Origin of the sequence: Hymenobacter citatus, from assembly GCF_014333615.1 — a bacterium.
Classification (GTDB): domain Bacteria; phylum Bacteroidota; class Bacteroidia; order Cytophagales; family Hymenobacteraceae; genus Hymenobacter; species Hymenobacter citatus.
On sequence record NZ_JACSCY010000015.1, the window covers coordinates 107846 to 121116 of the forward strand.

Annotated in this window: 10 protein-coding genes; 1 reads left to right on the forward strand and 9 read right to left on the reverse strand. The window is 52.3% G+C overall.

The annotated features are described in order from the left end of the window. Nucleotides 1-81: 81 nt before the first annotated feature. The 9 genes from H8B15_RS16770 to H8B15_RS16810 all read right to left on the reverse strand — a co-directional run bounded on the left by H8B15_RS16770 (nucleotide 82) and on the right by H8B15_RS16810 (nucleotide 10259). A complete protein-coding gene (locus tag H8B15_RS16770; RefSeq protein WP_187320803.1) occupies nucleotides 82-1578 on the reverse strand; it encodes a RagB/SusD family nutrient uptake outer membrane protein in 1497 nt (498 codons plus the stop codon). A gap of 13 nt (nucleotides 1579-1591) precedes the next feature. Further along, a complete protein-coding gene (locus H8B15_RS16775; protein ID WP_187320804.1) occupies nucleotides 1592-4774 on the reverse strand; it encodes a SusC/RagA family TonB-linked outer membrane protein in 3183 nt (1060 codons plus the stop codon). A 348-nt stretch (nucleotides 4775-5122) separates the two neighbouring features. Further along, on the reverse strand, nucleotides 5123-6442 hold the full coding sequence (locus H8B15_RS16780) for a BamA/TamA family outer membrane protein (protein WP_187320805.1): 1320 nt from the start codon (nucleotides 6440-6442) through the stop codon (nucleotides 5123-5125). Nucleotides 6443-6558: 116 nt separating this feature from the next. After that, on the reverse strand, nucleotides 6559-7446 hold the full coding sequence (locus H8B15_RS16785) for a geranylgeranylglycerol-phosphate geranylgeranyltransferase (RefSeq protein WP_187320806.1): 888 nt from the start codon (nucleotides 7444-7446) through the stop codon (nucleotides 6559-6561). A gap of 310 nt (nucleotides 7447-7756) precedes the next feature. Next, nucleotides 7757-7951 (reverse strand): cold-shock protein, encoded by a 195-nt coding sequence (locus H8B15_RS16790; RefSeq protein WP_185282410.1) that lies wholly within the window; start codon nucleotides 7949-7951, stop codon nucleotides 7757-7759. Nucleotides 7952-8085: 134 nt separating this feature from the next. After that, nucleotides 8086-8586 (reverse strand): KdsC family phosphatase, encoded by a 501-nt coding sequence (locus H8B15_RS16795; protein ID WP_187320807.1) that lies wholly within the window; start codon nucleotides 8584-8586, stop codon nucleotides 8086-8088. Between the two features lie 134 nt (nucleotides 8587-8720). Next, nucleotides 8721-9026: a Fe-S cluster assembly protein IscX gene (gene iscX / locus H8B15_RS16800; RefSeq protein ID WP_246455570.1), complete on the reverse strand. Its 306-nt coding sequence runs from the start codon at nucleotides 9024-9026 to the stop codon at nucleotides 8721-8723. A 48-nt stretch (nucleotides 9027-9074) separates the two neighbouring features. Further along, complete coding sequence (locus H8B15_RS16805; RefSeq protein WP_187320808.1) at nucleotides 9075-9407, reverse strand: 2Fe-2S iron-sulfur cluster-binding protein; 333 nt, start codon at nucleotides 9405-9407, stop codon at nucleotides 9075-9077. A gap of 63 nt (nucleotides 9408-9470) precedes the next feature. Next, nucleotides 9471-10259 (reverse strand): Rossmann-like and DUF2520 domain-containing protein, encoded by a 789-nt coding sequence (locus tag H8B15_RS16810; protein ID WP_187320809.1) that lies wholly within the window; start codon nucleotides 10257-10259, stop codon nucleotides 9471-9473. Nucleotides 10260-10474: 215 nt separating this feature from the next. Here H8B15_RS16810 and H8B15_RS16815 point away from each other — a divergent pair, with 215 nt between their 5' ends. Continuing rightward, nucleotides 10475-13168, forward strand: a complete 2694-nt coding sequence (locus H8B15_RS16815; RefSeq protein WP_187320810.1) for a T9SS-dependent choice-of-anchor J family protein — start codon at nucleotides 10475-10477, stop codon at nucleotides 13166-13168. Nucleotides 13169-13271: the final 103 nt, after the last annotated feature.

Consider the following 13271-nt stretch of genomic DNA (forward strand, 5'->3'; position numbering starts at 1 on the left):
CTGTGGCTGTAAACAAAAGCGGCTTTCCTACTGGTAGGAAAGCCGCTTTTGTTTGTCTGGCCCACTATGGAGCTTCAGATGTTAATTGCGTGTGATCAGACTATTCGTTTGAAGCTCCGTAGCCGGGATTGGCCACACGTAATTGGCACTAGAAGATGGCACAGCACTCACCGACCCTTTACCTGGAATGGTTGCATTCAGGCGCATGATATCAATGTTGCGGATACCCTCGCCCAAGAACTCAATCCGGCGTTCTAATAATACAGCATTTACAGCGGCATCTGCTGAAGCGAAGCTGGTATAAGCAGTGCCTTTTGAGCGAGTACGCACAGCATTCAGCAGTGCTAAAGCGCGTGTATCAGCAGGACCATTAGTACGGAATAACGCCTCTGATAAGCTCAGCATCACTTCCGGATAGCGCAGCACTGGTGCTTTGTCCAGGTAGGGCGTACCACCTGAGTATTTTGCCAAGTAGGAGTTGCCACCATTTGTTATCACAAAGCTGGTACGGCGCACGTCAGTGGCAGAAAGGGCGGTGGTATTCGCTAAAATACCTTCAGCATTCAGGTAAAACTCTCCCCCGCCCGTAGGACCACCAGGGTTGCTGGTAGGTAAGTAATAAAAGCCCAACTGGTTTTGGGTGCCGGGTGTATTTTGTGCAGTGAAGGGAAATGCCAGAATGCTTTCTGTCGTTTCTGAGTTGAATACCGTTACAATAGAGGCGTTTAGTGAATTTGCAACGCCACTACTGGCCGTAAAAGGTGCCGTTGCAGGAACAATCTTATTAGCTTCTGTCACCACATTAGCATACTGCCCCATCGTCAAATACACCCGAGTTTTCAAAGCAATAGCAGTATTGCGATGTGCACGCGTAATATTCAGCGTAGTACTTGCGTAAGTGAGCGGTAAATTCTTTTCGGCAAAGTTCAGGTCTTCCAAAATTTGTGCATACACCTCACCCACCGTACTACGGGCCAAGTCGTTGCCGCCAGCACCGGTTTCAGCCTGTAGACGAAGTGGCAGACCGGGTTTGCTACCGTTACCGTCAATATACGGGCGGGCATACAGCTGCAACAGCGAGTAGTAGCTGAGAGCCCGCAGGAAGCGCGCTTCGGCTTGATACTGAACAGCTGTGGTAGTAGCAAAATCAGCAGCAAACACAGGTGCTACGTAGCTAGCTGAGTTAGCTTCCAGACCTGCTAGAAATACGTTGATCTGGTTGATAGCCGAATAAGCAGCACCCCAGACGCTGGTAACGTCATTCGAGGATGTTTCCGTTAGCGTATGGTTCCACACTTGCAACGCCGTAACAGCATTGGATGTACGGTTGATAAAATCATCTGCACGGACATCACTATACACTTGGTAGCGCCCCCCCAGAAAACTACCAGATTTTACATAAGCATACAGATTGTTTATCTGTAACGCGATGCGTGCCGGGGTGTTAAATACTACCTGATCTGAAAAGGCAGTTTCAGGTACTGGGTCAAGCTTATCGGTATCGCAGGAAGTTACCCCTGTTGCCAGAAGCAAGGCACCCAACGCCACCGTAACAGTATTTTTAGTTATGATCTTCATCCGAAAGTTGTGTTTAGAAGCCAATGTTGAAGCCTACCGTATATGTGCGGGCCTGTCCCACTGAGTTGCGGTCTACGCCGATACCAGTGTTGCTGGCACCGTTTGACGAAATTTCCGGGTCGATACCTGAGTACTTCGTGACCAAAGCAGCATTTTGCACCTGCACGTAGAGGCGGGCATTGGCAATGCCTACCCGGCTGGCAAGCGTCGGATTCAGCGAGTAGCCTAGTGTTACGTTGCGCAGACGAGCAAAATCACCCTTCTCCACGTTCGACGACATTACCAAGGCAGAGCCGTTCGATACGTTGTCACCATATACCACCCGCGGCCATTTGGCATTAGTATTTTCGCTGGTCCAACGGTCAAGAATGTCGGAGTCGTTGTTCCAGAAACGCTGGTCGTGCAAACCGGCTTTTGTACCGTTGTAGATGTAGTTGCCACCCGAATACTGAATGAAGAAATTCAGATCGAATTGCTTGAAGCGAAAGCTATTGTCGATACCGCCGTACCACTTGGGCAGCACTGGACCATAGTATTCGCCGTCGGTCAATTGGTTTGGTGTTCTGGCAGGCTTTCCGTCTAGCGTCGTCCAACCACCACCTTGGTGGTTGTATTGTACTGTTGTGCGACCAGTACCATCAGCGTTTACAATGCTCACCATCCGCTGACCATTAGCAGGATTAACCCCCAATGAAGGAACAGCCAAGATTTCACCTACTGAACCACCCACTCGGGTGTAGTTCACCGTTTCCAGGCCTGAGGTAGCAGTACCAATCCGTTGTCCTTCTGTTACTAGCGCCAGCACTTCGTTGCGTTGCGTAGTTACGTTGCCGCTCACTACCCAACTGAAATCTTGCTTCTGGAAGATGTTGGCCTTTAGGTTGAATTCAATCCCCTGGTTGCGCATTGAGCCGATGTTAGCATCAATTGAGTTGCCGGGAACTCCTTTGGAAGGTGATAGAGGCACTGCCAGAATCAGCCCATCAATAGTATTGCGGTAATACGAAAAGTCGCCCTGCAACTTATCCTGCAACAGGCCAAACGAGAAGCCAACATCGAGTTTTTTGCTGGTTTCCCAGGTTAAATCACGGTTGCCAGCGTTGTTATAGCCGAGGGTAGCGTTTATTCCATACAAGCCCGAACCATAGGTAGAAAGCGTTGTAAAGTCCCCTACACCCTGGCTATTGCCTACTTCGCCGTAGCTACCCGTAAACTTCAGGAAGCTTACAGTATTAGCCAGGCCCGAATTCTTCCAAAAGTTTTCTTCGGTGATAATGTACCCTACGCCACCACCATAGAAATTACCCCATTTCTTGTTACCCCAAGCAGAGTAGCCGTCGCGCCGAGCATTGAACGAGAGCAGATACTTCTTTGCGTAGTCGTAGCTCAAACGTCCAAAATACGAAACCAAGTAATTAAAGCCCTGGGCGTTACCAGCGGCCGCAATGTTTGTGAAGTTGCCTTGGTAGGTATCAAAGAAATCGTCAGCTACCTGAGTGCGGTTGGCGCCCCAGCGCTGTACCTCCGTCTGCTGCTGCTCGCCACCCAAAAGTAGTGAGACGTTGTGTTCGCCAAAAGAACGGTCATATTGAGCGGTGTTCTGCCAGTTCCAACGCTTGTTAGTGCGGTAATAGTTGGTAGCAGAACCACCCGTACTGAAACCATCACCGGCCAGCGCCGTTTGGAACGATTTATCTTCAAAGCCCACGTTGTCGATACCGTAAGTGGTGCGCAAGTTCAGGCCTTTCAGCACTTCCCAGTTGGCGTATACATTGCCCTGAATCTGGTTGCTTTCCGAGTTGAAGTAGTTGTAAGCGAGATCAACAACCGGGTTGTAGTAACCCGGAGCCAGAGCAGAAGTTGGTGCGGCTGGGTTTACGTTGGCACCGGCACCTACGCCGGCACCATTGGTAGCCGGTCTACCATCAGGGGTGTAAGCCGGAATGTTGGGAGGCAATACCAGCGGCAGGCGTCCCAGGCCAGCCGTACCAAATGCCGATCCGCTCAACGAGCCCGTGCTTGGTGCTGCGTTGTAGTTATTAGCGTAGTTGATGCGGGCACCTACCGAAAACGTCTTATATACTTTGTGGTCCACATTCACACGAGCGGAAGTACGCTTGAACTCATTGTTCTCCAACATACCTTTCTGATTGGTATAGCCCACTGAAGCGTAGAAGCTCGTCTTGTCGGTACCACCAGAGAAGTTCACTGAATTGGAGGTAGAGAAACCCGTACGGTAGATGTAATCATACCACCTAGTATCCACCACATTGCCATCAGCGTCTAATGTTGGCCGGAAGCCCTCCACGTTATTGCCTGCTGCACCTAGCGCAACCCGGTTCGCATTTAGGTTACGTACAGCCTCGTTCTTAATCATCATATAGTCCTCGGCACCCAGCACATCGAAAAGACGAAAGGCTTTGGTCAGGCCGGCCCACGAGTCAACCGATACCTTGCTCTGCCCTTTTTTGCCACGCTTGGTTGTTACGAGGATTACACCACCAGCTGCCCGCGAGCCATAAATAGCAGCCGCAGCGGCATCTTTCAACACCTCAATGCTCTCTATATCGTTGGGGTTGATGCTGCTAAGTGGGTTATTAGGCGCGTTAGTAGCCGAGTTGTCGCCGCTGTAGGTAGGGATACCGTCAATAACATACAAAGGCGACGAACTGAGCGAAATAGAGTTTACGCCTCGGATCCGTACTACAGGTGGGTTATTCAGTACTCCATTAGGGGTGGTGATATTCACACCTGGAGCTTTACCCTGCATAGCCTGCTCAAAGCTTTGTACTGGGCGTTGCGCCACATCTGTGCCGGATATGGTGGCAACCGACCCTGTTAACTCACGGCGAAGCTGTGTGCCATAGCCTACTACCACTACCTCATCGAGCCCCGTAGTAGTAGCTGCAAGTGTTACATTGATGGCTGATTGGCCGCCAACTACAACCTCTTTACTATCATACCCAATGAATGAGTATACTAGTGTATTTGCACTAGCGGGTATAGATAGTGAATAACTGCCTTCTGCGTCAGTGGAAGTTCCCTGTCCACCTCCTTTTACTACGACCGTTACACCTGGCAATGCCGAGCCATCCGATCCTAGGACTTTACCAGTAATTGTTCGCACTTGCGCCCACAGATTGTGGTTTGCTAATACGAGTACGGTAAGTAGAAACAAGAGTAGTGTTTTCCTCATGTGTACTTGTGTAAGGGGTTAAGAGTATTTCAATGAATGCATCTAATAAACGACATAATCCTAACATCACAATAGATTAACAAACAATTTTTCTGTTTATGAACCCAATATTTATAAATACATTCTATAAACTATACAAAATTTTATCTCTCTATATTACATATAAAGGCTATTATAATGACATTAATGCACTTTCGCAAAAATCTTAAGACAATAGCGCACAATTAATTTCACCCGTTTTATAGTTGGACAATACGAATCTATTCGTATTGTCCAACTATAAAAATATAGCCTCTATCTGCTAACAGATAGAGGCTATATTTTTATAAACGAATTTTCAAATTTACTTTAGAAAGCTTCCCCCACTGCGAAGATGATACCAGAGTTGCCGCCCGAGCCTACCCCATAATCAAGGCGGATGTTGAGTCGGTCGCGGCGGTTGAAGCGGAAGCGGGCTCCTACCCCACCGGCCAGCTTGGTGCCGTCGAAGGTGTAGTCGTTTAGATTATACCCTACCTGGCCGGCTGCAATGAACGCAGCAATATCAAAGCGCCAAATGAGCTTCTGGCGTATTTCAGCCTGCACTGTTGTGAATTGACGGTCGCGGTAGCGGGCTTCGTAGATACCACGCATCAGGTAAGAGTTGTTATAGATAGCACCCCCCAGCGTAGCGCCCATACCGCCCAGCTCCCGAAAGGGAACATCGCCGGAGTGGTATTGCCCCACAAATTGCAGTGCCAAGATGGTATTGTTGGAGCCGAACAACGGGTTGAAGTGACGCGCATCGATCTGATAGCGCGTGAAGCGGTAGTCGCTGCCTAGCGCCCCGCCGTTGAACAGGATATGTGCGTCCACGAAGTTACCGCGGTAGGTAGCCAGCACGTTGTCGCGACCATCATATAGCAACGCCGGCCCTACTCCAGAGCTGATAGTACCGTTGCGTTGCTCACCCAAACCACGGAAGTTTTCACGGGCCCCCAACTGCGCATACACCGGCGGAACGCTCATGTACTTCTCCGCCTCACGCAGCTCCACGTCGCCCAGGTTAGTCAGGCGGTAGCGGACACCCACAAACAGGTTAGGCGCAGCCTTTGCCAAGGCTTTCTCATCGAATACAAACAGAGGATACTGAATGCTTACTTTGTCGCTCTTGCGCGTATCGTTTCCAATACCGAAATAGTCGAAGCGCAGATCATAGTAGCTCAGCTCACCCGAGAAGTAGAACTTCTCGCCGGGGGTGAAGATGGTGTGCGTGAGCTGAATCGTTGTTTGTTTCTTCTGGCTAAACCACGCAATAAGGCGAGCGTTTGATTTACGCACGGTGGTATCGGTGCCAAAGCGCCATACCGGTAGGATGGCCGCCCCTACGGCGAAACCAGTTTCCTGCTGATAAAAGGCAATAGGTACTGGAATAAAGCTTGGCTTATCACTGGGGCTAAAGTCTAGCTTACGGGTAGGAACACGGCGAGGCGTTAGCAGGGAGGTAGCGGGCTGGCGGTTGGCCAGCAGGCCCAGCGTAGGCGCCGGCGCCTCCGTAGGCTCCGCCGCCGATGCTAATACGGTAGGAGAAGCTGGAGGTGGTGCCACCACCGAGTAGGGCGCCGCAGATTGAGCGGCCGCAGACAAGGCCAGCCCGGATAAGACCAGCGGCAGGTAGAGAAAGCGCATAAAAATGCCAGACAGAAAAAGGTGGAAGCCAGGAAATCAGGTGGCCCGAAAAGGCGGCGCCACGCAACGCATCTGACTAGGATTTCTGCACTAACGCAACAGTGCCTACTACGGTTTTAGACAATGGCAGATAAAGGAATAGACAGCACGCCGGCCAACATAATCCATTTGCACCAAGCGCTGAGCTGCGCAAAATGCCGCCGACGGTCGGCGCGCCGCAACTGATAGCTCAACGCTAGCATGGGAAGCAGACAAAGCACTAGCAACCAAGCACCTAACCACGGATAACCAGTTTGAAAGGATTCGGATGCAGCTCCGCCGGTTAAGAATAGTAAGCAAACCAAGAAGGCGCCTGCTACCCATTTCGCCCGGCTCACGCCCCATACGATAGGCAGCGTACGGCAATCGTGCTGCGCATCGCCACGCATATCTTCCACATCCTTCACAATTTCGCGCACCATAGTGAGCAAGAAAGCCGCCAGCGCGTAGCCCCACGGACTCGCCTGCCCCGTGCGAGCCTGCAACTCGGGTAGGAGTACCATTGCTGCTGTGAGGGTAGCAATGCTGGCATTGCCGGCCAGGGCCACGCGTTTAAAGCGTACAGAGTAGCCCCACAAGAGCAGCGCCGACCCCACATGCACCAAGCCTAGCAGTGGTGAAAGCACACCTGCCACCACAATGCCAATACCCGACAGGATGAGATGGGCCATCATGGCGTGGCGCCGGTTGATGAGGCGGCCAATGACAAGTTGGCCAGGCCGGTTGACGGCGTCAATCTTCACATCGTAATAGTCGTTGATGATGTAGCCGGCAGCTGCTACGCACAGCGTGGCTAGCACTAACAGCAAAAACGGCGACGCCAGTACTACCCGCCAAGTGGCCGTTGGCAACAGTGTTGCCCGCACCAGCAGCAGGCACAGCCCCATTAGCAGCAGGTTGGGCAGCCGGATCAGGCGGGCTAGTTGCCGGCTCCTTTCAACCCACGATAGTTTTCTGGTAGGCATAGCTGGTTTTATAGAAGGCACGCGATAAATCATTGCAACACAAAACCTACTCTATAGTCAATTTATTGCTAATCAGAAGATTGAGACACCACACGCAATTGGGCTTGCGTCCTACCACCCGCATGGCGCTATTCGTCTGTGCTTCTACAATTTGTGTATCTCAAACACAAGAACTGCATAACATACTATATCCCCCATTCACCCACCTGTTTTTTACCATACCCCTACCCTTCAGCAGCTAAAAAGAAAGCCTCTCCAACGAAGGAGAGGCTTTCTATACAACCTTAAGAAGTCAATGGGTCGGGCGACCCTATACTTTCTTTACGTTCACGGCGTTAACGCCTTTGCGGCCTTCCTGGGTATCAAATTCCACGCGGTCGTTCTGCTGAATCTGGCCCCCGTTAAGGCCGGTAATGTGGACGAAGAAATCTTCCTTCGTGCCGTCTTCCGTAATGAAGCCGTAGCCCTTCGACTCATTAAAGAATTTTACGGTTCCTGTTTTCATGAAAAAAAGCAAATGGGGTGAATGGATGAGCGGGTAAAGTTAGAGGGATTTCGCAAAAACGCAACTCCTCTACCGTTGGCTTCATAAAAAGATAGCACTTTTACGATAAAGCCTCACAATCACCTCTTTCGCGCTTACCAGGTGCCCTGGCTTTTCATGGTTGCCTCTAGTAGTTCCCGCACGGCCCCGCGCCCACCAGCCCGCTGGGCCACGTAGTTGCTGATGGCGAGTACATCAGGGGTAGCATCGGCGGGGCAGGCGGCTACGGCGCAACGGCGCATGGTTTCCATGTCGGGCACGTCGTCGCCCATGTAGGCAATGTGCGCGGGGTCGATGCGGTGCACGTTGATGTACGAGTTGAAAATCTTCATCTTGTCATCTACCCCCAGGTAGATGTCGTACACGTCCAGCGACTCCAGCCGCCGCCGTACGCCTTCTTCCTCACGGCCCGAAATAACCACCACGCGGTAGCCCTTGCGCAGCGCGTGCCGGATGGCATAGCCATCGTGAATGTGAAAGGCGCGAGCCTGCTCGCCCGAGTTCAGGGCCAGCATGGTCCCATCGGTCATCACCCCATCCACATCCAGCACAAACATTCGAATGACGGTCAGATCGGGCGTATTCGTTGCTTCCATAAGGTGAAATGGTGAGATAGTGAGATGGTGAAATAGTGAGTTTGTTGTTCTACTGTTACCACCAGCGCAGCTTGCGCAAGTGGCGCAGCCAGAACATCAAACTCACCATCTCACCAGTTCACCATCTCACTACTTTATTGATTATCGCGCCACTCGTAGACCCACTTGGCCTGAATTTGCTCCAGGTGGCCTTCGTTGGCCTGCTCGCGGGTTCCCTCAAAGTTGGGGAGGGATAATACCCAGTCAATAAGCTCGGTGAAGCGGATGCGGTAGATTTTGGCCTCCGTGAAATCGTCGCCGAATTTCTCATAGAGGGCCATGGCCACGTCTTCGTGGTCGCTCCACTTGATGGGTGGCTCGAAGTGATTCATTACTTGAATGGTTAGATTAGGTGGATGGCTGAATGGTTGGCTGGCCACATGGTGGTCGTTCGTAGCCATTGGATGGAACGACCACCATGTGGCCAGCCAACCATTCAGCCATTGAAATCAGTGTCCCAGGAAGTTCTGGGGCGGAATCAGGATTTCCAGCTCGTCGGTGTCAGCCTGCACCACGCATTGGCAAGCCAGGCGCGAGTTGATGCGGGGGTTGATGGCGCGGTCGATGAAATCCTCTTCTTTGTCCGAAATTTCGGGCAGAGAGTCTTCGCCGCGCTGCACGTACACGTGACACGTGCTGCACCCGCACACGCCGCCGCAGTTGTGCTGCAACTGCACGCCGTTGTTGAGCGCTACGTCCAGCACCGACTCGCCCTCAGCGGCCACGTGGGTCTGGTCGGGCTGCCCGTCCTGAAACTTGAAATGTATATTGACGACTTTCACAGGAAGTAGCTACGTAATTAGCAAAGAGGGGCAAAGGTACGGATGCCTCCCCCCGAATCAAAACTAGCCGGCCGACGGCTCTGCTGCCTGCTGCTGAATACTGCGCGAGACGGTAGCGTACACCTCCTGCCACATAGGATGAGCCTGTAGCGCGGTCTGGTGCCGGGCCAGGGTAGGCGCATCGTGCCGGGCAGCGGGGCCGGTTTGCACCGTGAAGGGGGGGTAGGCCAGGGCCTTTTCTACGGTTTCGCGCACCAAGGGCAGGATGAGTTCAAACGGCAGCCCGGCTTCCTGCAACAGCGCGTGGCTGATGCCGAGCACGTGGTTGGTGAAGTTGCCAGCAAACACGGCCGCGGTGTGTAGCAGAAGACGCTGCCCGGAGTTAAGCAGGCGCACATCCTGGCTCAGGCTGTGCGCCAGTGCCAGTAGGGTAGCCTGGCTGGCCGCATCAGCCGCTTCCAGGCAGAGCGGGAGTGTGGCCCAGTCTACCATGCGGCCGGGGCTGAACGTTTGCAACGGGTAGAAAACGCCGCCGCGCAGGTGGGGGTAGGATGCAAATACCGCCAGTGGCAGTGCGCCGGCCGTGTGCGCGGCCAGCACATTGGCAGGCAATTGCAACTGCGCCAGCAGCGGCTCCACGGCGGCGTCGGGCACGGCCAGCAGTATTAGTTCTGCTTCCATTTGGCGCAAATCGAGGGTGGTGGTAGCGCCGGCGCCGGGTAGCTGCGCGGCCAGCGCGGCGGCACTGGCTGCCGTGCGGCTCCACACGTGTGTGATGGTGTGGCCCGCCCGCAGCAGAGCCGGCCCTAGTTGGGTGGCTACCCGGCCGGCACCTACCAAGCAAATACGCATAGTAAAAAAGAGATTTGAAATGGTAAGTTGCTGCTGCTTATTGAAAACAGCGCCCGATAGCAAGGCGACGCAACACCATAATTTTTCGTCGGAGATGCTATCTTAACTATAGAAAGCACGTAGTGTTTACTGCTTTATTTCTAGAAGCTGCCTAAGCCACTGTATTTTCCCGTTCTGCTCTCAACTTAAACGCTTTTTACCGAAACACCTTCTACATGCAACATCTATACACTACCCCAACGGAGCGCCCTGCGCGGCGTTGGGTGGGGCGCTTGCTGGGGCTGTGCGCGCTGGCGCTTGGCTTGCAGCTGCCGGCTCAGGCACAAAGCCTAAACTACAATGTCTTCTATTCTGAGACGGTAGCTGGCACATATACTGATCTTGGTAATACAGGCACTGTTATTTCTACAGCCAATACGGATAATGCCAACTCTTCAGCACAGTCCATTGGCTTCACCTTCACCTATAGCGGCCAGAGCTTTACGCAGTTTATTCTGAATACAAACGGTTACCTGAAGCTAGGTAGCACAGCCCCCTCTACAACTGCTTTTTATAGCGATGCTACTAATGGTGTGGGCGGACCGCTGGACAGTAATAATTCAGCAGATGTGAATTTGCTTCTACCCTTCAATACCGACCTGGAAGCAGGTTCTAGCCCCGCCGAGTACCGGGTTGCTACCACTGGTACAGCTCCTAATAGAGTATGTACCATTCAGTGGAAAAACGTTAGCGACAAGTTGAACGGCAGCTTCACCAAGCAATACAGAAACTTTTCCTTTCAGGTAAAGCTCTACGAAACTAGCAATAACGTTGAGTTTGTATATGGCGCGGCTACAGCTAGCACGGGCACCGCTATTGAATACAAAACAGCGGCAGTCGGTATCAAGGGAGCCAGCGCGGCCGAGAATCAGATTGTAGCGCTGTATAAGGAAGGGGATGATGCGTGGGCACAGGCGCAGTTTGTGGCAGGCAATGATTACTTTGATTTTTTGAGCTCCACCCTCCCCGATGCGGGTCGTACGTACCGCTTCCTTCCAGCCCCCGCCCGCGATGCCGCCCCCTTTACTATTTATACGTTGGGAAAAGTAGCAGCAGAAGCAACGCCGCATCGCGTTCGAGCATTAGTAGTAAACACTGGCTTAACTACTTTAGCTAGCGTGCCGGTTACGCTAACTGTTTCGGGAGCAACTTCTTTCACTAATACGCAGACTGTCACGAACCTAGCACCCGGTGAAGGGGACTATGTAACGTTTGATGGCTATGCCCCTACTGCTACCGGTGCCAACACCATAGCGGTGGCGGTAGGTGCCGATGATCAAAACGGCAACAATCAACAGACAACATCCCAGCAGGTAACGCAGAAGGATCTTTCTTACATTGATTCCTCCCTACCTTTTGATATTTCACTTTCTATTGGTGGTGCGGGATCTAAGCTGGCAACCAAATACAGCATCAATCAGGCTACTGTCATCAGTGCCCTCACAGCTACTTTTGGCAATGGTGGTGCGGCGCCTTACCGTTTGCAGATCTATAATGCGCTAGGTGCCAATGGCTCGCCTGGCGATGTACTGTATACATCGGCTGTGCAGACCCGCCCCGCTACTGCGGGTCCCGTTACCTTGGCAGTACCTAACATCGTGGTAGACCGCGACTTTTACGTAGTCATCACGGAAGAGTCGGATAATGCAGGCGTAGGCATAGCCGGCCAATATGAATTCCCGCTGCGGCCAAATAATTTTTATGTTCTTTTCTCTAACATACAAGGGGCGCCTGTTGGGTGGGTTCCTACTGAAGCTTTAGATTTTAATTTTCGCTTGGCACTGGATGTCACGTTTGGCGCTACACCAACCTGTGCACCACCCACTAGCGTTGCTTTTGCAGCCATTACCCCTACCTCCGCCAATGTGACATTCACAGCCTCACCCGGCGCAGGACTCTATGTAGCTGAATATGGTCCGGCAGGGTTTACACCCGGTTCAGGCACTACGATTACCAGCCCTACGTCGCCTATTACGTTAACGGGTTTGTCGCCGCTGACTACCTATGATGTGTACGTGAGTAAAAGCTGCGGCACCAGCGCCCGCTATGGCCCTCTGAAGCTGACTACCCTTTGCCAGCCAGCGGCCGTCACTTTCCCTTACACCCAGAATTTCGATGCGGCCACTACATTGCCTTGTGGCTATACTATTCTGGATGCCAACAACGACGGGAATACCTGGGAAATTTTATCCGGCATACCTACTCTCACACGCAGCCGGCCAAATGCACTGATTTGCTATCCTGGCAACAATGCAAGTGATGATTGGGTATTCACACAAGCTTTACCACTCCCTGCCAATCAGCGCTATACAGCCTCGTTTTACTATTACTTAGCTAATACCCAAAGTAACAATCAACCAGGACCCTATACGCAGCCAGCCAACGTAGAAGTGTTTATTGGCACCTCGCCTACCCCAGCTGCCATGACAACTAATCTCTATCGAAACACCAGCCTGCCAGTGGTAGCTACAGCCTATACGCAAATCCAGGGAGCTGCATTCACTCCACCTAGTGCAGGCTCATACTACATAGGTATACACAATAAGAATTCCTCCACTTCGGGCATTCTGATCATTGATGATCTATCTGTGACAACCACTGCCCTACCCGTCAACCAAGCCCTTTCGCGGGCCATTGAGGCCTATCCTAACCCTACCACGGGCATGGTCCGTTTGAACCTAAGTGCCACCAATGCCCGCCAGCGGCGTGCTACGGTGTTTAACACCTTAGGCCAAGCCGTGCTGACACGTCCGCTCACCGCGGCCGCCGAGCAGCAGCTCGACCTTTCCACGCTCAGCAGTGGCCTTTATACGGTGCAGCTACAGCTAGATAACGATGTAGTGGTAAAGCGCGTGAGCTTGCAAAAATAAGGTCAACTTGTTTCTGATTTTGCCAGAAGGGCAGTCTGAAAAGACTGCCCTTCTGCTTATGCAGTTCTATCGTAACCGTCGGTGCCTGCTACAAACAGAAATC